This is a genomic window from Burkholderia sp. LFS061 (genome assembly GCF_047978125.1).
In the GTDB taxonomy this organism is placed as follows: Bacteria; Pseudomonadota; Gammaproteobacteria; order Burkholderiales; family Burkholderiaceae; genus Burkholderia; species Burkholderia pyrrocinia_C.
In genome coordinates this window covers 13,956-38,279 of sequence record NZ_JBFPFS010000025.1, presented here as the reverse complement: position 1 = coordinate 38,279, position 24,324 = coordinate 13,956, and the positions used below count along the sequence as shown (strand labels likewise).

Sequence of the window (24,324 nt, the reverse complement as noted above, 5' to 3'; positions counted from 1 at the left end):
GGCACGATGCGTGCGCCCCAGGCAAACGCATCGTTCCCCACATATCTGATCGGCCCGGCTTCGCATGCGGCCGCGCCGACTCGAACGGAGGCGCACATGGCTCACCTCAAGGGCAGCAAAACCGAAGAGAACCTGAAAGCCGCATTCGCGGGCGAATCGCAGGCGAATCGACGCTATCTGTATTTCGCTTCGAAGGCTGACGTCGAAGGCCAGAACGACCTCGCCGCGCTGTTCCGCTCGACCGCCGAAGGCGAAACCGGCCATGCGCACGGCCACCTCGAATACCTGGAAGCCGTCGGCGATCCGGCAACGGGCTTGCCGTTCGGCTCGTCGCGGCTGAATCTCGAATCGGCGATCGCCGGCGAAACGCACGAATACACCGACATGTATCCGGGCATGGCGAAGACGGCGCGCGACGAAGGCTTCGACGAAATCGCGAACTGGTTCGAGACGCTCGCGAAGGCCGAACGCAGCCACGCGAACCGCTATACGAAGGCGCTGGACAGTCTCGTCGACTGACGGGCCGCGGCCCGGCCGAGCGACCCGCAAGCGGCCGGCCGCCGCTCATTCATCGCTGCCCGCAGCGCGCGGGCGGCGCGCTCGCGCGCATGCGCGCCACGCTGGAGCGCCTCATGCCCCACAAGGAAGGCAGTCTCGAAGCCCCGACCCGGCATCCGCTCGACTGGCAGTCCGATGCGTTCTACGACCAGGCCGCGATCGATGCGGAAATGACGCGCGTGTTCGACATCTGCGCCGGGTGCCGGCGCTGCGTGTCGCTGTGCGGCGCGTTTCCCGCGCTGTTCGATCTGGTCGACGACACGCCGATGGGCGATATCGACGAAGTGCCGAAGGCAGCGTTCGGCAAGGTGGTCGACCAGTGCTATCTGTGCGACCTCTGCTACATGACAAAATGCCCGTACGTGCCGCCGCATGCATGGAACGTCGACTTCCCGCACCTGATGCTGCGCGGCAAGGCGGCGCGCTACAAGCGCGGCGAAGCGACGCTGCGCGACAAGGTGCTGTCGAACACCGATGCGCTCGGCCATTTCGCGGGCATTCCGATCGTCACGCAGACGGTGAACGCGGTGAACCGCACGCCGCCCGCGCGCCATGCGCTCGAAGCGGCGCTCGGCGTCGATCGCAACGCGTGGCTGCCGGAGTTCGCGCCGCGCAAGTTCCGGCGCGCCGCGAAGCGCTCCGGCAACCCGCCCGCGCGCGACGGCGAACGCACGCCCGGCAAGGTCGCGATCTACGCGACGTGCTACGTGAATTTCAACGAGCCGGGCATCGGCCACGACCTGCTCGCGATCCTCGCGCACAACGACATTCCGTACGAGCTCGTCACGCGCGAAGCATGCTGCGGAATGCCGCTGCTGGAGCAGGGCAACCTTGCCGGTGTCGCCGCGAAGAAGGCGGTGAACCTGCCCGTGCTCGAACGCTATGCGCGCGAAGGCTATGCGCTGATCGGCGCGATCCCGAGCTGCGTGCTGATGTACAAGAGCGAGCTGCCGCTGATGTTCCCCGGCGACGAAGCGGTGCGCGCGGTGGCCGACGCATTCTGGGATCCGTTCGAATACGTGATCGCGCGGCATCGCGACGGGCTGCTGAAGACCGATTTCAAGACCGGCCTCGGCACCGTGTCGTATCACGTGCCGTGCCATGCGCGCGTGCAGAACATCGGCCGCAAGACGGCCGACGTGCTGTCGCTCGTGCCCGATACGCGCGTGAACGTCGTCGAGCGCTGCTCGGGCCATGCGGGCACGTTCGGCGTGAAGAAGGAATTCCATGCGGACGCGATGCGGATCGGCGCGCCCGTGTTCAAGGCGATGGCCGAGCCGCAGCCGGATTTCGTGTCGTCGGATTGCGCGCTGGCCGGCCATCACATCGTGCAGGGCATCGACGAGAAGGGGCTGCCGTCCGCGCCGCTCGCGCATCCGCTCACGCTGCTGCGCCGCGCATATGGCATCTGAGCTGCTGCCGGCCGACTCACGAGGACATCCCATGACGCTGACCCGCGACTCCCTGCTGACGCTCGAAGCGTACGCGAAGATCCGCAGGACCGAACACGCGCGGCTCGTCGCGTACAAGCGCCGCCGGGCGGTCGCACTCGGCAACCACCTGCGTTTTTTGTTCGAGGACGAGACGACGATCCGCTATCAGATCCAGGAGATGCTGCACATCGAGAAGATCTTCGACGAGGCGGGCATCGACGGTGAACTGGACGCGTATCTGCCGCTCGTGCCCGACGGCACCAACCTGAAGGCGACGATGCAGATCGAATACGAACACGAGATCGAGCGGCGCGCGGCGCTCGCGCGGCTGATCGGTATCGAGGATCGCGTGTACCTGCAGGTCGACGGGCACGCGCGCGTCTACGCGATCGCCGACGAGGATCTCGAGCGCGACAACGACGAGAAGACGTCGGCCGTGCATTTCGTGCGTTTCGAACTCGACGTGCCGATGCGCGCGGCGCTCAAGGACGGGGCGGCGCTGTCGATCGGCTGCGATCACCCGGCCTACACGATGCCGCCGCAGCGCGTGGATCCGGACGTGACCGCGTCGCTGGCCTGCGACCTGCACTGACATGACCGCCGCGCGTCCTGCGCGGCGTATTCCGCTTTTCCGTTCCGACCCGAAGCAGGCTTTCCGCGAGTAGCGCGGCGAGCGCTCGCCTGTTGCCGCGAAAATGTAACAGGCGCCCCGCGCTTGCGTGCGGAGAAACAATGTGCATTCCGCGTCACCGTGCTTTCATCACTCGCAGAGAAACAATAAAGAGATTGTGTACGGAGAAAATTCAATTGAACGGGAATTGAATGATTTACCGATTCATGAATATCTTGTTACGAAATTTTCCCTGATTTACCGATTTTAGTCGGCAATTCCGGGGATTGTTGCAGGCAAGGGTCGGAACAGCCCGAAAAGGCCCATTGGCGGCCATTCTTCATACCCTGAAGCGCCCCGCCAGACGGGCCTTTGCTGCGCCGGGCATAAAGATCGCGCAAAAAAATTCAAGCATAAATGGATTGCGTACCCGTGGCAGGTTGTTTCAGTGCGTAACATTAAGTCATTGTCATATTGAGATAAACCCTGAGGATGGTATGCTTCGTGCACAAAAATTCCCACATTGGAGTGAGACCGTGATTTGTGCGCTGTTGCCGGGAATTCCGGCACCGTGAAAGTGCGGTGTCGGCCGGCATGCACAACATCGGATAAACATAATGTGCAAACCTGGCCGCCCCGCGACGCGATGTGTCGCGACGGCGCCGCCAATCGCAGCCCGGCCTGGCTGCGTGGAGAGATCTACTATGTTCTTCGATGAGCTTAACGATGAAGAGTGGTTTCGTCTTTCAACGCTGATCGCCGATGAACCCATCCGGCTGAATCGTCGTGGGCGTCCACGAGCCGAACCGCGCGTCGTTGCCAACGCGGTGCTCTGGATCCTGACGACCGGTGAAGCCTGGTCCAAGCTGCCCGGTCGTTATCCGTCCGGGCCGACGTGCCGTCGTCGCTACGAGGAGTGGCTCGCGAGCGGCACGCTGCTGCAGATGATCGACGTGCTGACCCAGTTCAGCGGGCGCACGTTCGCGTATATTCCGCCGCCGCCGGTGCCGGTCGTGCCTGCGCGTCGCGCGGAGCCCGCGCCCGACAACGATCGCTTGCGCGGCGTGTTCTGGCAAAACCCCGAGTCGTGGCAATTGCCGGTCGCGCAGGCAAACGTTTGGGAGGGCGAAGGCGCGTCGCTGAGCGCGATGCCGGACGACGCAGTGGCCGATCCGGCCCGCACGTCGTTCGTGGTGCCCGGTACGCCGGCGGCGGAACTGCGCCATGCGCGTGCGTCGTCGGCGAGCTTCGCCGCTGCCGAACCGCAAGTCGACGAGTATCGCGGCTATACGATCTGCGGCATCGCGCAGCCCGTGCAGAACCTGATGTATCGCGCGTGGGCCGAGATCTCGCAGGACGACCGGCGCGTCGAGCGCTCGGGCCTCATCGGTCCGCGTTTCACCGATGCCGAGGAAGCCGAGCAGTTCGCGCTCGACTGGGCGCGCCAGTGGATCGATCGCCACGGTGCGAGCCACGAGCCGGCGCGCGCGCCGCAAAGCGAGGTGCTGGCCGGTTTGTCCGCGCTGGCGCGCGCGGAGTCGGACATCAAGCGCTTCATCGCCGAGCGTCACGCGGGTGCGCTATCGGAAAGCCGCAACGATCCCGTGCAGTCGGAGCGCCGCGAATACGCGTACCGCGTAGGTTGAGCGCCGTTCCAATGCAACGCGCGGGCCGTCGTGTGCCACGACGCCCGCGCGGAAGCCTCGTCTTTCCATGCTTGCCACGCCGGGGCTCCGCTGTCGAAGCGGAGCCCCGGCGCTTGCTGCGTCACTGCCGGCCGTAGGTATCGTCGAAGCGGACGATGTCGTCCTCGCCGAGATACGCGCCCGACTGCACTTCGATCAGTTCGAGCGGCATCTTGCCCGGGTTCTCCAGGCGGTGCGAGACGCCGAGCGGGATGTACGTCGATTCGTTTTCGGACAGCAGGAACGTTTCGTCGCCGCGCGTGATGCGCGCGGTGCCGCGCACGACGATCCAGTGTTCGGCGCGATGGTGGTGCATCTGCAGCGACAGTCGCGCACCCGGTTTCACGACGATGCGTTTTACCTGGAAGCGCTCGCCCATGTCGACCGAGTCGTAGTGGCCCCACGGGCGATGCACCTTGCGGTGATCGGTGGCTTCCGCGCCCTGTTGAGCCTTGATGCGGCCGACGATCTTCTTCACGTCCTGCACGCGCGACTTGTCCGCGACGAGCACGGCGTCGGGCGTTTCGACGACGACGAGGTTCTGCGTGCCGACGCACGCGACGAGCCGGCTTTCCGAATGCGCGAAGGTCGATTCGGCGCCTTCGAACAGCACGTGGCCGCGGCCGACGTTCCTGGCCTCGTCCTTCTGCGAGATCTGCCAGATCGCGTCCCACGAGCCGACGTCCGACCAGCCCGCGTCGAGCGGCACGACGACGCTTTCGCACAGCTGCGGCAGGCTCGCAAGCGGCTCCATCACCGCGTAGTCGATCGAGTTCGACGGCGATGCGGCGAACGCGTCGCGATCGACGCGGAAGAAGTCGCCATCGGCCTTGCCCAGTGCGACGGCCTGTTCGCAGGCCGCGTAGATCGCCGGTTCGAGCTGGCGGATCGCCTTCAGCCACACCGACGCGCGAACGATGAAGATCCCGCTGTTCCACCAGTACTCGCCGGATGCGACGTACTGCTGAGCGAGTTCGAGGTGCGGCTTCTCGACGAAACGGTCGAGGCGGCGCACGTCGAGGTTGCCCGTCGCGGCGTCGCCGAGCGGCGCGCCGACGCGGATGTAGCCGTAGCCGGTTTCCGCGTGCGTGGGCACGATGCCCATCGTCGCGATCCTGCCTTGCACCGCGCAGTGCACGCCGGCCGCGACGGCTGCGTGAAAGCGCGGCAGGTCGGCGACCGCATGGTCGGCCGGCATCACGGTCATCACCGCATCGTTGCCGTCGGCGACGAGCCGCAGCGCGGCGAGCGTCAGCGCGGGCGCGGTGTCGCGGCCGAGCGGCTCGAGCATGATCGTCGCGGGCTTGGCCGTCAGGCGCAGTTGTTCGGCGGTCGTGAAGCGGTGATCCTCGCCGCACACGATCAGCACGTCGTCGTTCAGCGGGTGGTCGGCCGCGAGGCCGTCGAGGCGCAGCGCGGTCGACTGCAGCAGCGAATGATCGCCGAGCAGGCCGATCAGCTGTTTCGGAAAGCGTTCACGCGACATCGGCCACAGGCGCGTGCCGGAACCGCCGGCAAGAATCACCGGCTGCACGGCGAGGCGCGTGCCGGCGGCGGGAGCGGCGGAAGAAGATTGGCGCGTTTCGGCTGCCACTGCCGGAGCATTCATGGTGACACTCTCCACGGTTGAAGTCAGTGCCTGTCGTTGTAGCATGAAGTAAATCGACAATAAAACCGGGACCATTGACTGATATTCGCCACGCATGCATCTGGAAAAATTTTCCGCGATCGCATCGGACGTAAATAAAAAAATAAAAAATAATTCCGGGCATTGTTGGCCATCCCGTGCCGGCAAAGGGCTCGCGGCGAAGGGAAAATTTCCGAAAATTTCTCGATTCCCGATCGATTCGGGAAAACCTGCCGAATTAAATCAAAAAGTTCGCGGCAAGAATTTCCGATTATTTTTCGAAATACTTGTGCGCTTGAGGGGCGATTTTCTTGTCGCTTCAATAGCGTCATGCAACGTTTGAATCGAATGTGCGGCACGGGCTGCACGAGGAGCTGTTCGGCAAACGCCTGTTCAAAGAGGAAGCAGACATGTTGAGCGTGCTGGCGAGAGTCATCGATATCGCGATGGTCGTGGCAGGGGCGCTGATCGCCGCTGCGCTGCACGACGGCAGCATCTGGCTCAACGACCTGCAGCGCACGACGGTGCTGTTCGACTGCCTGCTGGTCGTGGTGTTCTTTCCGGCCATCGGCATCTACCAGTCGTGGCGAGGCAAGCGTCTCGTCGGGCTGATGGGGCGCGTCGCATTCGCGTGGCTCGTGGTCGAGCTCGCGGGCATCCTGATGAGCTTCAGTTTTCACCAGTCGGGCGACCTGTCGCGGCTGTGGCTCGGTTACTGGGCGCTCGTGACGATGGCGCTGCTCGCCGGCTCGAAGGCCTGCGTGCACGTCGTGCTGCGGCAACTGCGCCGCGGCGGCTACAACCTGAAGGCGGTCGCGATCGTCGGCGGTACGCCGGCGGCGCGGCGGCTGATCGCGCAGATGCGGGCGCGGCCGGAAGCGGGCTTCAACCCGGTATGCGTGTACGACGAAAGCGAGGCGCCGGGCGACGTCGCGCTCGACGACGTGCGCATCGAGCGGCAGTTCGAATCGCTGGTGTGGCTCGTGCGCAGCCGCGCGATCCGCGAGCTGTGGCTCACGCTGCCGATCTCGGAGGAACCGAGGATTCACCAGATCGTGACGGTGTTCCGCCATGATTTCGTGAACATCCGTTTCATTCCGGACGTGCGCACGTTGTCGTTCTTCAACCAGGAAGTGGTCGAGGTGCTCGGCGTGCCGGCGATCAACCTCGCGGCGTCGCCGATCACCGACGTGCGGATCCTGCCGAAGTTCGTGTTCGACCGGCTGTTCGCGCTGGCGGCGCTCACGGCACTCGCGCCGGTGATGCTGCTGATCGCGGGCCTGATCAAGCTGACGTCGCGGGGGCCGGTGTTCTTCCGCCAGAAACGCAAGGGCATCGACGGGCACGAGTTCGAGATCTACAAGTTCCGCTCGATGAAGGTGCACCAGGAAGCGGCGGGCACGGTGACGCAGGCGACCAAGAACGACACGCGCGTGACGCCGGTCGGCCGGTTCCTGCGCCGCACCAGCCTCGACGAGCTGCCGCAGTTCATCAACGTGCTGAAGGGCGAGATGTCGGTCGTCGGCCCGCGCCCGCATGCGCTCGCGCACGACGACATCTACAAGGATCTGGTCAAGGGCTACATGTTCCGCTACCGGATCAAGCCCGGCATCACCGGGTGGGCGCAGATCAACGGCTTTCGCGGCGAGACCGACCAGATCGAGAAGATGATGGGACGCGTGAAGCTCGATCTGTACTACATGCAGAACTGGTCGTTCTGGCTCGACATCAAGATCGTCGCGCTGACGCTGTGGAAAGGCTTCACCGGCAGCAACGCGTACTGACACAGTGCCCCGCGGGCATTCCGGTTTTACGAATTTCGAATCATTGGTCAAGAGGTCGACACATCATGAATCTGACTATCATCGGCAGCGGTTACGTAGGTCTTGTCACCGGCGCATGCCTCGCCGACATCGGGCACGACGTGTTCTGTCTCGACGTCGACCAGGCGAAGATCGACATCCTGAACAACGGCGGCGTGCCGATCCACGAGCCGGGCCTCAAGGAAGTCATCGCGCGCAACCGCTCGGCCGGCCGCCTGCGTTTCTCGACCGACATCGAGGCCGCGGTCGCGCACGGCGACGTGCAGTTCATCGCGGTCGGCACGCCGCCCGACGAGGACGGCTCGGCCGACCTGCAATACGTGCTCGCGGCGGCGCGCAACATCGGCCGCTACATGACGGGCTTCAAGGTGATCGTCGACAAGTCGACGGTGCCGGTCGGCACGGCCGAGCGCGTGCGCGCGGCGGTCGCCGAGGAGCTCGCGAAGCGCGGCGGCGACCAGATGTTCTCGGTCGTGTCGAATCCGGAATTCCTGAAGGAGGGCGCGGCGGTCGACGATTTCACGCGGCCGGACCGCATCGTGATCGGCTGCGACGACGACGTGCCGGGCGAGCGCGCCCGCGAGCTGATGAAGAAGCTGTACGCGCCGTTCAACCGCAACCACGAACGCACGCTGTACATGGACGTGCGCTCGGCCGAGTTCACGAAATACGCGGCGAACGCGATGCTCGCGACGCGCATCTCGTTCATGAACGAGCTGGCGAACCTCGCCGACCGCTTCGGCGCGGACATCGAAGCCGTGCGCCGCGGGATCGGCTCCGATCCGCGCATCGGCTATCACTTCCTGTATGCCGGCTGCGGCTACGGCGGCTCGTGCTTCCCGAAGGACGTCGAGGCGCTGATCCGCACGGCCGACGAGCACGGGCAATCGCTGCAGATCCTGAAGGCCGTGTCGTCGGTCAACGCGACGCAAAAGCGCGTGCTCGCCGACAAGATCGTCGCGCGCTTCGGCGAGGACCTGGCGGGCCGTACGTTCGCGATCTGGGGCCTGGCATTCAAGCCGAATACCGACGACATGCGCGAGGCGCCGAGCCGCGAGCTGATCGCCGAGCTGCTGTCGCGCGGCGCGCGCATCGCCGCGTACGACCCGGTCGCGCAGCAGGAGGCGCGCCGCGTGATCGCGCTCGATCTCGCCGATCACCCGAGCTGGCTCGAGCGCCTGAGCTTCGTCGACGACGAAGCGCAGGCCGCGCGCGACGCCGATGCGCTCGTGATCGTCACCGAATGGAAGGCGTTCAAGAGCCCCGACTTCGTCGCGCTCGGCCGCCTGTGGAAGACGCCGGTGATCTTCGACGGCCGCAACCTGTACGAGCCGGAGACGATGAGCGAGCAGGGCATCGAATACCACCCGATCGGCCGGCCGGGCTCGCGCCAGGCCGTCGCCGCCCGCGTGCCGGGCGCCGCGCGAGCGAGCGCGTAACCCTGTTTCCCATCACCCGCTACGAGACGCCATGTTCCGGAACATCCTGATCGTCTGCCACGCGAACGTCTGCCGCAGCCCGGCGGCGGAAATGCTGTTCAAGTCGCACGCCGCGTCGCGCGGCGGCCCGCGCGCGACGTTTCATTCGGCCGGCGTTCATGCGAACGACGGCGACGGCATCGATCCGGTGATGCGGCAGTTGCTCGCGGAGCGCGGCGTCGATGCGACGACCCACCGCTCGCGGCGGCTGTCGCGCCGGATCGTGCGCGACGCCGACCTGATTCTCGTCAGCGAGCGCGGACAGATCGCGGCCGTCGAATCGGTCGATCCGTTCGCGCGCGGCAAGGTCCACCTGCTCGGCAAGTGGGAAGGGGCCGAGATTGCCGATCCGCACGGCGGCCCCGAGGCCGAATACCGCGAGAGCTACTCACAGATCGAACGTCTGGTTCAAGGATGGCTACAGAAACTATGCTGAAACGCCCGATGCGCCCGGTGGCGCTTGCCGTCGCGCTGACGACTTTCCTGTCAGCCTGTGCAACCGCGCCCGGCAACTACCTCGACTCGTCGAACCTGAAGGACGAAGGCCGCCAGCAAGCGGCCGAGACCTATCCGGTTCATTACATCGACGCCAAAGTGGTGATGGACCAGTTGCAGAAGCAGCAGGTCGACCATCCGCTGCCGCCGGGACGTTATACCGATGCGTCGCAGTACGTGTACCGCATCGGCGCGCAGGACATCCTCGGCGTTACCGTCTGGGACCACCCCGAGCTGACGACGCCGCAGGGCCAGTCGTTCTCCAGCGGCGGCAACACGACGCAGACGATCGCGGGCGCGCTGCAGCAGCCCTATTCGTCGTCGCTGCCGGGCCAAGCCGATCCTTACGGCCAGACGGTGGCCGCCGACGGCACGATCTTCTTCCCGTTCGTCGGCCGCATCCACGTGGCGGGCAAGACGATCGCGCAGACCCGCGACGAGCTGGCCACGCGTCTCGCGCGCTATGTGAAGAACCCGCAGCTCGACGTGCGCGTGCTGTCGTACCGCAGCCAGAAGGTGCAGGTGACGGGCGAGGTGAAGACGCCGGGCCCGCTCGCGATGAGCGACGTGCCGCTGACGCTGGTCGATGCGATCTCGCGCTCGGGCGGCTCGACCAACGAGGCCGACCTGCAGCGCGTGCGCCTGACGCGCGACGGCAAGCTGTACACGCTCGACGCGAACGGCGTGCTCGATCGCGGCGAAGTGCGGCAGAACGTGATGCTGCAGCAGGGCGACATCGTCAACGTGCCGGATCGCAGCGACAGCCGCGTGTTCATCATGGGCGAGGTCAAGACGCCGGTCACGGTGCCGATGCTCAAGGGCAGGCTGACCATCGCCGACGCGCTGACGGCGGGCGGCGGCATCCTCGACACCGATGCGAACCCGCGCAAGATCTACGTGATGCGCGGCATGCGCGACAACCCGACGAAGCCTGAAGTGTTCCGCCTCGACATGACGCAGCCCGATGCGTTGATGCTGTCGAGCCGCTTCCCGCTTCAGCCGCTCGACGTGGTCTACGTCAGCACGGCCAGCTCGGTGCAGTTCAACCGGGTGCTGCAGCAGGTGCTGCCGACGATCCAGACGATCTTCTACATGCGGCAAATCACGCGCTGATAGCCCGCCGGGGCGGCGCCTCCGCTCCGGCACCACTCAAGCGGGAACGAATGGTGAACACGCAAGCGAAACACTCCTACGCGGATCTGTCCGTGAAAACCGAGGAAGAGGACGTCGTCCTCGGCCAGTTGCTCCAGGTAATCATGGACGACATCTGGCTGCTGCTCGGCATCGCGGCGACGGTCATCGCGCTCGCCGGCCTTTACTGCTACATCGCGAAGCCGGTGTATCAGGCCGACGTGCACGTGCGGGTCGAGAGCAACGACAACACGTCGCAGGCGCTCACGCAGACGCAGACCGGCGCGACGATCAACACCGGTCCGCAGCAGGCGCAGACCGATGCGGAAATCGAGATCATCAAGAGCCGCGGCGTCGTCGCGCCGGTCGTCGAGCAGTTCAAGCTGAACTTCTCGGTCGTGCCGAAGACGCTGCCCGTGATCGGCAGCCTCGCCGCGCGCGTCGCGACGCCGGGCACGCCGGCGCGGCCGTGGCTCGGCCTGAAGTCGTACGCGTGGGGCGGCGAAGTCGCCGACGTCGATTCGATCAGCGTCGTGCCCGCGCTCGAAGGCAAGAAGCTGACGCTGACGGTCGGTCCGAACGACACGTATTCGATCGTCGACCAGAACGGCACCCGGCTGCTGTCGGGCCAGGTCGGCGAATCGGCGCAAGGCGGCGGCGTGACGCTGCTCGTGAAGAAGCTCGTCGCGCGCCCCGGCACGCAGTTCACGGTGGTCCGCTACAACGATCTCGACGCGATCGGCGGCTTCCAGGCCGGCATCCAGGTGAGCGAGCAGGGCAAGCAGACGGGCGTCGTGCAGATCTCGCTCGAAGGCAAGGACCCGGATCAGACCGCCGCGATCGCGAACGCGCTCGCGCAGTCGTACCTGAACCAGCACGTGGTCGCGAAGCAGGCAGAAGCGACCAAGATGCTCGACTTCCTGAAGGGCGAGGAACCGCGCCTGAAGGCCGACCTCGAACGCGCGGAAGCCGCGCTGACGCAATACCAGCGCACGTCGGGCTCGATCAACGCGAGCGAAGAGGCGAAGGTCTACCTCGAGGGCAGCGTGCAGTACGAGCAGCAGATCGCCGCGCAGCGCCTGCAGCTCGCGTCGCTCGCGCAGCGCTTCACCGATTCGCACCCGATGGTGATCGCCGCGAAGCAGCAGCTCTCGGAGCTGCAGGGCGAGAAGGACAAGTTCAGCAACCGCTTCCGCAGCCTGCCGGCGACCGAAGTGAAGGCCGTCCAGCTCCAGCGCGACGCGAAGGTCGCCGAGGACATCTACGTGCTGCTGCTGAACCGCGTGCAGGAGCTGTCGGTGCAGAAGGCCGGCACGGGCGGCAACATCCACCTCGTCGATTCGGCGCTGCGCCCGGGCGATCCGGTGAAGCCGAAGAAGGTGCTGATCCTGTCGGCCGCCGTGTTCCTGGGGCTGATCCTCGGCACGGGCATCGTGTTCCTGCGCCGCAACCTGTTCCAGGGCATCGAGGATCCCGATCGCATCGAGCGCGCGTTCAACCTGCCGCTGTACGGGCTGGTGCCGCAAAGCGCCGAGCAGGTGAAGCTCGACGCCGCGGCCGAGAAGGGCGGCGGCCGCGCGCGGCCGATTCTCGCGAGCCTGCGTCCGAAGGATCTCAGCGTCGAGAGCCTGCGCAGCCTGCGCACCGCGATGCAGTTCGCGATGATGGACGCGAAGAACCGCGTGATCGTGCTGACGGGCCCGACGCCCGGCATCGGCAAGAGTTTCCTGACGGTCAACCTCGCGGTGCTGCTCGCGCATTCGGGCAAGCGCGTGCTGCTGATCGACGCCGACATGCGTCGCGGCCTGCTCGACCGCTACTTCGGCCTCACCGCGCAGCCGGGCTTGTCGGAACTGCTGAGCGACCAGTCGCCGCTCGAGGATGCCGTGCGCGAAACGCCGGTGCAGGGCCTGTCGTTCATCGCGGCCGGCACGCGTCCGCCGAACCCGTCGGAACTGCTGATGTCGACGCGCCTGCCGCAATACCTCGAAGGGCTCAGCAAGCGCTACGACGTCGTGCTGATCGATTCGCCGCCGGTGCTGGCGGTGACCGACGCGACCATCATCGGCCGCATGGCCGGCTCGACGTTCCTCGTGCTGCGCTCGGGCATGCACACCGAAGGCGAGATCGCCGACGCGATCAAGCGCCTGCGCACCGCGGGCGTCGATCTGGAAGGCGGGATCTTCAACGGCGTGCCGCCGAAGGCGCGCGGCTACGGCCGCGGCTACGCGGCCGTGCACGAATACCTGAGCGCCTGAGTGCAGTGTGCGAAACCGGGCCGGCGCGCAGCGCGCCAGCCCGGCCGACTGGAGAACCATCGATGAAAATTTCCGTGCTCGTCCCGACCTACCGGCGCCCGGCCGACCTCGCGCGCTGCCTGCTGGCGCTGCAGCGGCAGCAGCGGCTGCCCGACGAGGTGATCGTCGTCGCGCGCCCGGAGGACGACGCCACGCACGAACGGCTCGCGGATCCGGCGGTCGGCGGCGCGCTGCCGCTGCGCATCGTGCCGGTCGACGTGCCGGGGCAGGTCGCCGCGCTGAACAAGGGGCTCGACTCGGCGAACGGCGACATCGTCGCGATCACCGACGACGATGCGGCGCCGCACCCCGACTGGCTGGCGCGCGTCGAGTCGGCATTCCAGGCCGATCCGCGCGTGGGCGCGGTCGGCGGGCGCGACTGGGTGCACGAGAAAGGCCGAGTGCTCGACGAATCGCGCGAACTCGTCGGCCAGCTCACGCTGTCCGGCAAGATCGTCGGCAATCATCACCTCGGCGTCGGCGGCGCGCGCGAAGTCGACATGCTGAAGGGCGCCAACATGAGCTACCGCCGCGCCGCGATCGAACGGCTGCGTTTCGACACGCGGCTGCGCGGCGCCGGTGCGCAGGTGCACAACGACATGGCGTTCAGCATGCGCGTGCAGCGCGACGGCTGGAAGCTCGTCTACGACCCGGCGATCGCGGTCGATCATTTCCCGGCCGAGCGCTTCGACGACGACCGGCGCGACGCCGCTTCGCTGAATGCGATCAGCAACGGCGCGTACAACCTGCATCTGATCCTGCGCGAGCATCTGCCGCCGGTCCGGCGCGAGATCGCGTGGTGGTGGTGGACGCTGGTCGGTACGCGCGTCTATCCGGGTTTCGCGCACGTGCTGCTGTCGCTGCATACGGCGCAGCGCAGCCGGATCCGCGAGCACTGGCGCGCGGTGCGCCGCGGCGCGCGCGACGCACGCCGCGCGAACCTTGCCCCCCACCGTGCGGCGATGCCGCCGGTGACGTCTTGAACGGGCTGCGCGCATCGCGCGCGGCCACTCCCGGAGGGCTCGAAATGAAACAACCCCCACGCGCGCTTTGCGCGCTGCCCCCCGAGGGCGCGGTCAGCCTCCTTGGGGCGGCCCGGCGGAGGCTGACATGACCACAACGAAAGTCCACGTCCACCTGTTTTACGGCGCCGATCCGCGTACCTACCGGAAAGGCGAGAACATCGGCTGCCTGTACGGCTATCACCATGCCGAATCCGACGAATTCCGGCTGACCTATTCGCAGGACGGCGGCGAGAGCCGGGTCGCCAGCCTCGCGCGCCGCGCGCTGAAGGCGGCGCTCGGCTTCGACGTCGTGCATGCATGGCGCAACCGCGCCGCGCTGCTGAACACCGACGTGATCTGGACGCACACCGAGCAGGAGCATCTCGCCGCTTCGCTGATCCTGAAGCTCGCCGGCGCGCAGGGCAAGCGCCCGCTGCTGCTCGCGCAGAGCGTGTGGCTGTTCGACAAGTGGAGCAGCTTCGGCGGCGCGCGCCGCTGGCTGTACCGCAAGCTGCTCGCGCGCGCCGACGCGCTGACCACGCTCGCCCGCGACAACGCCGAGCTGTGCCGCCGCTACCTCGGGCGCGATGCCGAGTTCGTCTATTACGGGCTGAACACGCAGGATTTCCCGCTCACCGAGCCACAGCAATGGCAACCGAACCGGCCGCTGCGGATCGCAGCGATCGGCAACGACCGCGACCGCGACTGGCGCACGTTCCTCGCCGCGTTCGGCGGCGACGAACGCTACGACGTACGGCTCGCGACGCGGCGCCGCGTGCCGCGCGAGTGGCATGCGCCGAACGTGAAGATCGGCTCGGCGTCGGGGCTCGCGAAGCAGCACGAACTGTACGCGTGGGCCGATGTGATCGTCGTGCCGCTGCGGCCGAACTTCCACGCGTCGGGCATCACCGTGATGCTCGAGGCGGCGGCCGTCGGCAAGCCGATGATCGTGTCCGACGTCGGCGGCCTCAGCGACTACTTCCCGCACGATACGGCCGCCTATGTGCCGGCGTTCGACGCGCAGGCGATGCGCCAGGCCGCCGATCGCTTCGTCGCCGATCCGGTCGCGGCGCTCGGCTGCGCGCGGGCCGCCGCCGCGTGCCTGCGCGAGCGCGACCTGACCACGCAGGCGTTCGCCGAGCAGCACGTGCGGATCACGCGCGACCTGCTGCGACGGCGCCGCACGCCGGCCGCCGCGGGCCTGGCGATGCCGCTTGCGGATTCGCGTCCGTCGTCGCGGTGAGAGCGCATCGATGAGTACGATTGCCGCCGAACGCGCACCGTCGCGCAACCGCAGCTGGTTTGCCGAACCGAAGCACTGGGCCGGGCAGGCCGGGCTGTGGTCGTTCACCGCCGTGCTGATCGCCGCGCACCAGGGCAAGGTGCTGACGCTCGCGTTTCCGGTGCTGGCGATCGCGGTGGGCATCTGGCTGTATTTCAAGAGCCCGGCGCGCTATGTCGGCTTCATGTGGTGGGTGTGGTTCCTGAGCCCGGAAGTGCGGCGTCTCGCCGACTGGTCGAAGGGCGCGTTCACGCCGACCAGCCTGATCCAGGTCGCGCCGCTCGCGGTGACGATGATCGCCGGCTTCGGGCTGATCCGGCATTACCGCGTGCTCGCGCAGCGGCGCGGGATTCCGGTGCTGCTGATGCTGTTCGGGCTCGCGTACGCCTATCTCGTCGGGATCGTGTCGAGCGGCGTGATGGCCGCGACCTACGACCTCGCGAACTGGGTGTACCCGGTGCTGATCGGTTTTCACATCATGGTCAACGCGCGCGACTATCCCGAGTATCGCGACGTGCTGTTGTCCACGTTCATGTGGGGCATGCTCGTGATGGGCGTGTACGGCGTCGTGCAGTACTTCGTGATGCCGCAGTGGGACGTGTTGTGGATGATCGGCTCGGACATGGGTTCGCAGGGCGAGCCGGTGCCGTACGGCGTACGGGTATTCAGCACGATGAACTCGTCGGGGCCGTTCGCGTTCGCGATGATGGGCGCGCTGGTGTTCGTGCTCGCGGCGCCGCAGAAGATCCGCTGGTTCGCGGGGGCGGCCGGGTTCGTGTCGTTCGCGCTGTGTCTCGTGCGTTCGACGTGGGGCGGCTGGGTGATCGCGCTCGCGATCCAGCTCGCGCAGTCGAACAACCGCGTGCGGATGCGGATCCTCATCAGCGGCATCGTGCTGGTCGGGTTATGCGTGCCGCTGCTGACCGTCGGGCCGGTGGCCGATCGTCTCGGCCAGCGTCTGCAGTCGATCGTGAACCTGAAGGACGACCGCAGCTACGACGACCGCAACAAGTTCTACGCAACCTTCGCGCAGACGGCGTTTACCGACGTCGCCGGTGAGGGGATGGGCGCGACGGGCGCATCGACGAAGCTGTCGAGCGACAGCGGCGAGCTCGGCAAGTACGGCAGCTTCGACAGCGGCGTGATGAACGTGCCGTTCGTGCTCGGCTGGCCCGGCACGCTGCTGTATCTCGCCGGCGTCGTGATGCTGTTCGGCCGCACGCTGCGCGCGGCGTTCAAGCTCCGCAAGGACAAGTTCGTCGGCGCGTGCCTGAGCCTGTGCCTGTCGACGTTCGCGATGCTCGTGTTCACGAACTCGCTGATCGGCACGGGCGGCCTGCTGATGTTTACAGCCATTTTTTCGATACTTTCCGCGGCGCACTGGCAGAAGGCGCAACGCCTGCTGGCCGCCGCGCGTTCACGGGGAGGCGACCTTTGAGAATCGCGATCGTCACGCATGTCGTGCGACATAACGACGGGCAGGGCCGCGTCAATTACGAAATCGCGCGCGCGGCGCTGGCCGAGAACTACGAAGTCACGCTGGTCGCATCGCACGTCGCGCCCGAGCTGCTGGCCGACCCGCGCGTGCGCTGGGTGCCGGTGAAGGTCGGGCGCTTCTGGCCGTCGAATCTCGTCAAGCAGCAGGTGTTCGCGCTGAAGAGCGCGTGGTGGCTGCGCGCGCATCGCGGCGAGTACGACGTGCTGCACGTGAACGGCTTCATCTCGTGGATCAAGGCCGACGTGAACACCGCGCACTTCGTGCACGGCGGCTGGTTCAGGAGCCCGTACTATCCGTTCGGGCTCACGAAGGGGATGTGGTCGGCTTACCAGTACGTCTATACGCGCGTGAACACCGCGCTCGAGCGCTGGGCATACCGGCGTTCGCGTGCGATCACCGCGGTGTCGCAGAAGGTGGCCGACGAGATCGCCGCGCTCGGCATCGACAGCCGCAAGATCAGCGTGATCTACAACGGCGTCGACGGCAGTGCGTTCGCGGGTGCGCAGGCCGACCGCGCGGCGTTCAAGCTGCCGGACGACGCGTTCCTGCTGCTGTTCGTCGGCGACCTGCGCACGCCGCGCAAGAACCTCGGCACCGTACTGAAGGCGCTGACGAAGCTGCCGGCGAACGTCCATCTGGCGGTGGCCGGCTATCTGCCCGGCAGCCCGTATCCGGACGAGGCGCGCGCGCTCGGCATCGATTCGCGCGTGCATTTCCTCGGCCTCGTGAAAAACATGCCGACGCTGATGCGCTCGGTCGATGCGTATGTATTCCCGTCGCGCTACGAAGCGATGAGCCTGTCGCTGCTCGAGGCGATGGCGGCCGGACTGCCGGTCGTCACCGCGCGCACCGCGGGCGGCGCGGAAATCATCACGCGCGAATGCGGGATCGTGCTGGAGGATCCGGACGATCCCGCCGCGCTCGCGCAGGCGATCGGTTCGCTCGCGGCGTCGCGCGACACCTGCCGCGCGATGGGCGGCGCGGCTCGCGAACTGATGACCCGTTTCGGCTGGGCGCACATGGGTGCCCAGTACGTCGCGCTCTACCGGCGCATCGGCCAACCCACGCAGCCGTCCGCGTTCGAGCGGGTCGAGCATGCAGTCACGCAGGAGCAATCGTGATGTCCCAATCTTCCCGGCCGATCAAATCGTTGCAGATCGGCATGCACTGGTTCCCCGAACGTGCGGGCGGCCTCGACCGGATGTACTACTCGCTCGTCGGCGCGCTGCCGGGCGCGGGCGTGGAGGTGCGCGGGCTCGTCGCGGGCTCGCCGAAGGTCGCCGACGACACGGGCGGCGCGATCCAGGGCTTCGGTCCCGCGTCGCAGACGCTCGCGCGCCGGATGCTCGCCGCGCGGCGCGCGCTGCGCGAGGAGATCCGCAGCGAGCGGCCGGACGTGATTTCTTCGCACTTCGCGCTGTACACGTTCCCGGGCCTCGACGTGACGCGCGGGATTCCGCAGGTGTCGCACTTCCAGGGGCCGTGGGCCGACGAAAGCCAGGTCGAAGGCGCCGCGACGCTCGGGCAGCGCGCGAAACGCTATCTCGAGCAGGCCGTCTATACGCGCTCGTCGCGGCTGATCGTGCTGTCGCAGGCGTTCGGCCAGATCCTGACGAATCGCTACGGGATCGAGCCGTCGCGCGTGCGCGTGATTCCCGGCTGCGTCGATACCGCGCAGTTCGACACGCCGCTCACGCCCGCCGAGGCGCGGCACAAGCTGCAACTGCCGCAGGATCGGCCGATCGTGCTGGCCGTGCGCCGGCTCGTGCGGCGCATGGGGCTGGAGGACCTGATCGACGCGATCGGCCTCGTCAAGCACCGTCATCCGGACGTGCTGCTGTTGATCGCCGGCAAGGGCAAGATCGGCGAGGAATTGCAGCAGCGTATCGACGCGGCGGGGCTGCAGGACAACGTGAAGCTGCTCGGCTTCGTGCCCGACCATCATCTCGCGGCGCTGTATCGCGCGGCGACGGTCAGCGTCGTGCCGACGGTCGCGCTCGAAGGCTTCGGGCTGATCACCGTCGAATCGCTCGCGTCCGGCACGCCCGTGCTGGTCACGCCGGTCGGCGGGTTGCCGGAGGCGGTGGCCGGGCTGTCCAACGATCTCGTGCTGCCGTCGACCGGCGCGGACGCGATCGCGGAAGGGCTCGGCGGCGCGCTGTCTGGTGCGATCGCGCTGCCCGACGAGGCCGCGTGCAAGCGTTATGCACGCGATCATTTCGACAACGCGGTGATCGCGCGGCGCGTCGCCGGCGTGTACGAAGAGGCGATCCAGGCGGCAGGTTGAGCGCCCGCGGCGCGCACCGTGCGTGCCATACCGAAGGTCGAGCCGGTGCGCGTGCGCGGCCGGTTCGCGCACCGGCCGCCCGCTACGGGCGCGCCGGCTTTCCCCTCCCGATCCGCGTCGCCGGCACGCGTCACGCGCGCCTGAGCGTCGCGGCCCACACGCCGAGCGCGGCCACGCTCACGACTGCGCCGAGCGCGCAGACGCCCGGCCATCCGGCGCGCGCATACATCATCGTCGACGCAATCGCGCCGAGCCCGCTGCCGGCCGAGTAGAACAGCATGTAGCAGCCGACGAGCCGTGCATGCGCTTCGGGCCGCGTGCCGAGAATCATGCTCTGGTTGACGACGTGGACGGCCTGTCCGCCGACGTCGAGCAGCACGATGCCGACGATCAGCAGTGCAATCGACGTATTGCCGAACGCGAGCGGCAGCCATGAGCACGCGAGCAGCGCGAGCGCGGCGCCGGTCGTCGCTTCGCCGCGCCCGCGATCGGCAAGCCGGCCCGCGCGCGTGGCCGCCGCCGCGCCCAGTGCGCCGACGAGGCCGAACGCACCGATCTGCGTATGCGACATCGAATGCGGCGGTGCGCTCAGCGGCAGCACCAGCGCGCTCCAGAAGATGCTGAACGCCGCGAACATCAGCAACGCGATCGCGCCGCGCACGCGCAGCACGCGGTCGTCGCGCAGCAGCGACACCATCGATCGCAGCAGCGCCGCGTAACCGATGCGTTCGCGCGGCCCGTTCGTGTCGGGCAACAGCCGCGACAGCACGGCGAGCATCGCGATCGCGAGCGCACCCGAGACGAGATAGACCGCGCGCCAGCCGGCAATATCGGTGACGACGCCGGCCACCGAGCGCGCGGCCAGCAGCCCGATCACGACGCCGCCCTGCGCGGCGCCCACCACGCGCCCGCGTTCGCCGGCGCCCGCGAGCGCGGCCGAGCACGCGATCAGCCCTTGTGTCATCGCGGTGCCGAGCAGCCCGACCGCGACCATCCCCGCCAGCAGCGCGATGCGCGTCGATGCTGCCGCCACGCCGATGCAGGCCGCCGTCAGCAGCAGAAGCTGCACGGCGATCAGGCGTTTGCGGTTCAGCAGATCGCCGAGCGGCACGACGAACAGCAGCGCGAGCGCGCAGCCGAGCTGCGTGGCGGTGATGATGCCGCCGACCGCGGCTTGCGACACGCCGAAATCCCGCGCGATCGAATCGAGCAGCGGCTGCGCGTAGTAGACGTTCGCGACGCTCGCCGCGCAGCAGACGGCCAGCAGCGAGACGCAGGCCGCGGACAGGCGGCCGTCGCCGGCCGGATGCGCCGCGTTCGGTGCGTTCGATGCATCCGCTGCGTTTGACGCGACGGTGCTTGAATGACAGGAAGGCGCCATCGGTTTCCTTACGCAAAGTAGTTGCAATTTGAAACTTGTGTGAGTGTAGGTAGAGTAGTTTTAAAATGCAACCTGTTGTGCGGCGGGCGACGGGCCCGCGCACGGACGGCCGGCGCTGCCGCGAGGGCGGCCGGCTAGACTGCGGAGAGGAACATGGCCAGGCAGAAAAGTCTTGCGGATTCGCCGTGCCCGGTGGCGCGGGCGACCGATATCGTTGGTGATCGCTGGGCGCTGCTGATCGTGCGCGATGCGTTCGACGGCGTGCGCCGCTTCGGCGATTTCCGCGCGAGCCTCGGCGTCGCGAGCAACATCCTGTCCGACCGGCTCAGGATGCTGGTGGACGCCGGCGTGTTCGACGTCGTGCCGGCGTCGGACGGTACCGCGTATCAGGAGTATGCGCTGACCAAAAAGGGCGAGGGGCTGTTTCCGGTCATCGTGATGCTGCGGCAGTGGGGCGAGGCGAACCTGTTCGCGCGTGGCGAGCCGCATTCGGTGCTGGTCGACCGCAATACGGGGCGCGCGATCCGCAAGCTCGCGCTGCGGCACGACGATGGCCGGCCCGTGAAGGCGGCCGAGACGGTCGTGAGGAAGGTCGGCGACGAAGCGGGCGCGACGCGGCGGTGAGCACGACGCGCTATGGCGCGGATTGCGAGCGGAAACGAAGCGGGGGCGACGAAGGTTGCGGCCGGACCGGCTCGAACGCGGTTTGTCGAACCGTGCGGCTACGTGGATTGACGCGTGTTCAGGGCGACGGATTCGCGCTCAATGCCGCTCGCCGCGCCAGCGTCCCGGCGCAACGCCGAAGCGCTTCGTGAACGCATGCGTGAACGTGCTTTGATCCGCAAAGCCGACCATGCCCGCGATGTCGACGAGCGGATGCCGGCCATCTGCGAGCAGTACGACCGCCGCGTCGAGCCGCAGCCGCTGCAAATAGCGATGCGGCGTTTCGCCGAACGCGTCGACGAACAGTTGATGAAACCGGCGCATCCCGTAGCCGCAGTGCGCAGCGAGATCGGCGATGCGCAGCGGCTCGGCGAGTCGCGCGCGCAGCCAGCGGTCGATGCGCGCGAAATCGAGGCCTGACGCGGGCGCGGCGATGCCGGCATCGTCGATGAGCGCGCCGCACAGGCGTGCCGCGGCCTGCCACTGGAAACGGTGCGCGGCTGCCTGCCGTGCGTCGCCGGCCGGCGCATCGAGTTGCGCGGCGGCCGCTGCGACCTGCGCGACGAGCGACGTCAGGGCCGGATCGATCGACACGGCGCGTGCGCGGTCGAACAACCGCTGCGGCACCGCGAGCGATGCCGCGGGCAGGTCGATCACGAGCTGGCGATTGTCGCCGAGGCCCGCATAGTCGTGGCGCGCGCCGGCCGGAATCAGCCACGCCGCGTGCCGGTCGATGCGCCGGCCGATCCCGTCCACCGCCATCACCATCGCGCCATCAACGCCGAGCACGACCTGGTGGAAGTCATGCACGTCCGACGCTTCGCACGTGTCGTAGCGGCGCAGCGCGATGGCGGGGGAGGCGATGCGTTCCATCGGAAGGAAACGGCCGGGTGCGTCGTCAGACGTCGAGCAATTCGACTTCGAACACGAGCGTCGCATTCGGCGGAATCACGCCGCCTGCGCCGCGCGGGCCGTAGCCGAGTTGCGGCGGGATCGTCAGGCGGCGCACGCCGCCGACCTTCATGCCCTGCACGCCTTCGTCCCAGCCCTTGATGACCATGCCGCCGCCGAGCACGAACGCGAACGGGTCGTTGCGGTCCTTGCTCGAATCGAATTTCTGACCGTCGGTCAGCCAGCCCGTGTAGTGAACGCTGACGGTCTTGCCGGCTTGCGCTTCCGCGCCGGTGCCTTCGGTCAGGTCTTCGTATTTGAGGCCCGATTCGGTCGTGATGACAGACATGACTACTCCTGAAAGAGGGTTGCGTAAGACCGCTATTGTAGGCGAGCCCGCAGCGGGCCGTCGCACGTGGCTTTCACCCGCCGGTACGCGTGTCGCGGACGGCTGCGAGGCACCGCACCCGCGGTCGCCGAAAATGCAAATGGAACGCGCGTTTGAATTTTTCTCGGGCCGCGCGACCGAGGTTGCACCGTGCGAGTGCGCCGCGCGTATGAATCGGTGCTACGGGGGGCGGTATGCCATATGCCGCGCGCCGCCGCCGGATTCGTCGAAACGCCCGTCGCGCGGGGCGTTCTGGCAGATGGCGAGTCGCGGCGCCGAGCGCCTCGCGTCGCTTGCAGGCCGTTCGAATCGCGGCCCGCCCTGGCGCTGTTCGAACGTCGTTTTTCCCGCCTATCCGACCGTGCCCTGTTTGGAAGCGGGCATCTACCGCGCGGCTTGCGCGCGTCGGCGCGGGCGGCCTATCTTTACATCTATCGATGTCAAGATTTTGGCGGTGCGCGATGCGCCGCCGGGGCCTGCGCCGGCCGCGTCGGACGACGCGCCGGGCCGCTCCGGAACAGGAGAACGCGGAACAGGAGAACGATGAACATGAAGTCAGCCGCTTCCGCTACCGCAGCCGGAATCATGCCGGTGCGCCGCGACCTGCGCTTCGATCTGCCGGTCGAACGCGCGAAGGACTGGCATGGCCTCGGGTCGCACGTGACCCATTTCTTCAACGCGCTGTCGCTGCTGTTCCCGGCCGGCGAGCGCTTTTTCATGGACTCGGTGCGCAATTACCGCGACCGGATCGACGATCCCGTGCTGAAGCAGCAGGTGCTCGGCTTCATCGGCCAGGAGGCGATGCATACGCGCGAGCACGTCGAATACAACGAGCTGATGCAGGCGAACCGTTTGCCCGCGCGCAAGCTCGACAAGCGCGTGTGGGCGGTGCTCGGCTACATGAAGCGCAAGCTGCCGCATTCGGTGCAGCTCGCGCATACGGTCGCGGCGGAGCACTATACGGCGATGCTCGCCGAATGGCTGCTGCGCGACCCGACGCGCCTCGAAGGCTCGGTCGAAGGCTACCGGCAGATGTGGATATGGCACGCGCTCGAGGAAACCGAGCACAAGGCCGTGTCGTTCGACGTGTGGAATGCCGTGATGAAGCCGGGGCTGCGGCGTTACCTGATCCGCATCGGCGTGTATCTGCTGACGACGCTGACGTTCTGGCCGGCCGTGTTCCTGATGCACGCGACGCTGCTGTGGCGCGATCGCGGCGCCGGACATCACGTGCGCGGGATGCTGCGGACGATCGCGTTCCTGTACGGGCCGCGCCGCGGGCTGTTCCCGCGCATCGCGGGCGAGTGGCTGAGCTTTTTCCGGCCGGGCTTCCATCCGTGGGATCACGACAACCATCACCATCTCGCGCGGGTCGACGCGCTCGTCGCCACCTACGGCGAACACGGCGGCACGCCGGTCGGCCGCGGCCGCGCGAACGCGCTGGCGCCGGTCGCATCGGGCCGCTGACATGATCCGTTTCTGACACAAGCCGTCGCGCTGCCATGGACGGCGTCCGGCCGCGCATGTTGCGTTCCTGCATCATGCCGGCTTCCTCCGACGATTAACCGAAATCAACCGGAACCGTTTGCGCGGGCATCCGGCTGTCCGGTCGACCGGCCGCGCACCTCCTCGCCGGCGTGCCGATTCTGCGTGCGCCGCATCGCACCCTAACGCCGCGCGCCAGCACCGGCGCGGCTTTGCGCACAGCGCGCCCGCCCGCTCCGGGTTCGCGCCGCGCCCGCCACCGGGATAACACCCATCTAGCCGCAGGCCGGCCGCGTCGATATACCGTT

At 67.4% G+C, this 24,324-nt stretch carries 20 protein-coding genes; 16 read left to right on the top strand and 4 right to left on the bottom strand.

Annotated features, from left to right (window positions below):
• Positions 1–96 precede the first annotated feature (96 nt).
• The 4 genes from ACNQQL_RS21580 (at position 97) to ACNQQL_RS21565 (ending at position 4,247) form a co-directional block, all read left to right on the top strand.
• Positions 97–519, top strand: coding sequence for a rubrerythrin family protein (locus tag ACNQQL_RS21580; RefSeq protein WP_034185149.1), 423 nt, complete (start codon positions 97–99; stop codon positions 517–519).
• A gap of 113 nt (positions 520–632) precedes the next feature.
• Positions 633–1,970, top strand: coding sequence for a heterodisulfide reductase-related iron-sulfur binding cluster (locus ACNQQL_RS21575; protein WP_347065538.1), 1,338 nt, complete (start codon positions 633–635; stop codon positions 1,968–1,970).
• 31 nt (positions 1,971–2,001) lie between these two features.
• Complete coding sequence (locus tag ACNQQL_RS21570; protein WP_347065535.1) at positions 2,002–2,583, top strand: DUF3501 family protein; 582 nt, start codon at positions 2,002–2,004, stop codon at positions 2,581–2,583.
• Between the two features lie 722 nt (positions 2,584–3,305).
• Positions 3,306–4,247 carry a transposase gene (locus ACNQQL_RS21565; protein ID WP_072439341.1) on the top strand — a complete coding sequence of 314 codons (942 nt, stop codon included), beginning with the start codon at positions 3,306–3,308 and terminating at the stop codon, positions 4,245–4,247.
• Positions 4,248–4,368: 121 nt separating this feature from the next.
• Here the strand turns inward: ACNQQL_RS21565 and ACNQQL_RS21560 are convergent, their stop codons facing one another.
• Positions 4,369–5,895: a mannose-1-phosphate guanylyltransferase/mannose-6-phosphate isomerase gene (locus tag ACNQQL_RS21560; RefSeq protein ID WP_347065533.1), complete on the bottom strand. Its 1,527-nt coding sequence runs from the start codon at positions 5,893–5,895 to the stop codon at positions 4,369–4,371.
• Between the two features lie 428 nt (positions 5,896–6,323).
• On the opposite strand from ACNQQL_RS21560, the gene ACNQQL_RS21555 reads away from it, so the two are divergent.
• The 10 genes from ACNQQL_RS21555 to ACNQQL_RS21510 all read left to right on the top strand — a co-directional run bounded on the left by ACNQQL_RS21555 (position 6,324) and on the right by ACNQQL_RS21510 (position 19,208).
• A complete protein-coding gene (locus ACNQQL_RS21555) occupies positions 6,324–7,697 on the top strand; it encodes an undecaprenyl-phosphate glucose phosphotransferase (protein ID WP_175958636.1) in 1,374 nt (457 codons plus the stop codon).
• A gap of 65 nt (positions 7,698–7,762) precedes the next feature.
• The gene (locus ACNQQL_RS21550) at positions 7,763–9,175 is read left to right on the top strand and encodes a UDP-glucose/GDP-mannose dehydrogenase family protein (protein ID WP_347065530.1); all 1,413 of its coding nucleotides are present in this window, start codon (positions 7,763–7,765) and stop codon (positions 9,173–9,175) included.
• Positions 9,176–9,206: 31 nt separating this feature from the next.
• Positions 9,207–9,650, top strand: coding sequence for a low molecular weight protein-tyrosine-phosphatase (locus ACNQQL_RS21545; protein WP_072439345.1), 444 nt, complete (start codon positions 9,207–9,209; stop codon positions 9,648–9,650).
• Positions 9,644–10,822: a polysaccharide biosynthesis/export family protein gene (locus ACNQQL_RS21540; RefSeq protein ID WP_034185155.1), complete on the top strand. Its 1,179-nt coding sequence runs from the start codon at positions 9,644–9,646 to the stop codon at positions 10,820–10,822. Before ACNQQL_RS21545 ends, ACNQQL_RS21540 begins: the two co-directional genes overlap by 7 nt.
• 50 nt (positions 10,823–10,872) lie before the next feature.
• A complete protein-coding gene (locus ACNQQL_RS21535) occupies positions 10,873–13,098 on the top strand; it encodes a polysaccharide biosynthesis tyrosine autokinase (RefSeq protein ID WP_347065528.1) in 2,226 nt (741 codons plus the stop codon).
• Between the two features lie 62 nt (positions 13,099–13,160).
• Positions 13,161–14,120 (top strand): glycosyltransferase family 2 protein, encoded by a 960-nt coding sequence (locus ACNQQL_RS21530; protein ID WP_072439351.1) that lies wholly within the window; start codon positions 13,161–13,163, stop codon positions 14,118–14,120.
• 127 nt (positions 14,121–14,247) lie between these two features.
• Positions 14,248–15,384 carry a glycosyltransferase family 4 protein gene (locus ACNQQL_RS21525; protein WP_347065525.1) on the top strand — a complete coding sequence of 379 codons (1,137 nt, stop codon included), beginning with the start codon at positions 14,248–14,250 and terminating at the stop codon, positions 15,382–15,384.
• 10 nt (positions 15,385–15,394) lie between these two features.
• Entirely contained in the window at positions 15,395–16,861 is a 1,467-nt protein-coding gene (locus ACNQQL_RS21520; protein ID WP_072439356.1) for an O-antigen ligase family protein, read from the top strand.
• Complete coding sequence (locus ACNQQL_RS21515) at positions 16,858–18,042, top strand: glycosyltransferase family 4 protein (RefSeq protein ID WP_072439358.1); 1,185 nt, start codon at positions 16,858–16,860, stop codon at positions 18,040–18,042. The genes ACNQQL_RS21520 and ACNQQL_RS21515 overlap by 4 nt, the downstream gene beginning before the upstream one ends.
• Positions 18,042–19,208 (top strand): glycosyltransferase family 4 protein, encoded by a 1,167-nt coding sequence (locus ACNQQL_RS21510; protein WP_072439360.1) that lies wholly within the window; start codon positions 18,042–18,044, stop codon positions 19,206–19,208. The genes ACNQQL_RS21515 and ACNQQL_RS21510 overlap by 1 nt, the downstream gene beginning before the upstream one ends.
• Before the next feature lie 130 nt (positions 19,209–19,338).
• On the opposite strand, the gene ACNQQL_RS21505 is transcribed toward ACNQQL_RS21510, so the two are convergent.
• Positions 19,339–20,589 carry an MFS transporter gene (locus tag ACNQQL_RS21505; protein ID WP_347065522.1) on the bottom strand — a complete coding sequence of 417 codons (1,251 nt, stop codon included), beginning with the start codon at positions 20,587–20,589 and terminating at the stop codon, positions 19,339–19,341.
• Positions 20,590–20,742: 153 nt separating this feature from the next.
• Between ACNQQL_RS21505 and ACNQQL_RS21500 the strand changes: the two genes are divergently transcribed.
• On the top strand, positions 20,743–21,213 hold the full coding sequence (locus tag ACNQQL_RS21500) for a winged helix-turn-helix transcriptional regulator (RefSeq protein WP_072439364.1): 471 nt from the start codon (positions 20,743–20,745) through the stop codon (positions 21,211–21,213).
• Between the two features lie 138 nt (positions 21,214–21,351).
• On the opposite strand, the gene ACNQQL_RS21495 is transcribed toward ACNQQL_RS21500, so the two are convergent.
• Positions 21,352–22,125 carry an AraC family transcriptional regulator gene (locus ACNQQL_RS21495; protein ID WP_175958643.1) on the bottom strand — a complete coding sequence of 258 codons (774 nt, stop codon included), beginning with the start codon at positions 22,123–22,125 and terminating at the stop codon, positions 21,352–21,354.
• 25 nt (positions 22,126–22,150) lie between these two features.
• The gene (locus ACNQQL_RS21490; protein WP_006479474.1) at positions 22,151–22,492 is read right to left on the bottom strand and encodes an FKBP-type peptidyl-prolyl cis-trans isomerase; all 342 of its coding nucleotides are present in this window, start codon (positions 22,490–22,492) and stop codon (positions 22,151–22,153) included.
• 588 nt (positions 22,493–23,080) lie between these two features.
• Here ACNQQL_RS21490 and ACNQQL_RS21485 point away from each other — a divergent pair.
• The gene (locus tag ACNQQL_RS21485) at positions 23,081–23,998 is read left to right on the top strand and encodes a metal-dependent hydrolase (RefSeq protein ID WP_347065518.1); all 918 of its coding nucleotides are present in this window, start codon (positions 23,081–23,083) and stop codon (positions 23,996–23,998) included.
• Positions 23,999–24,324 lie beyond the last annotated feature (326 nt).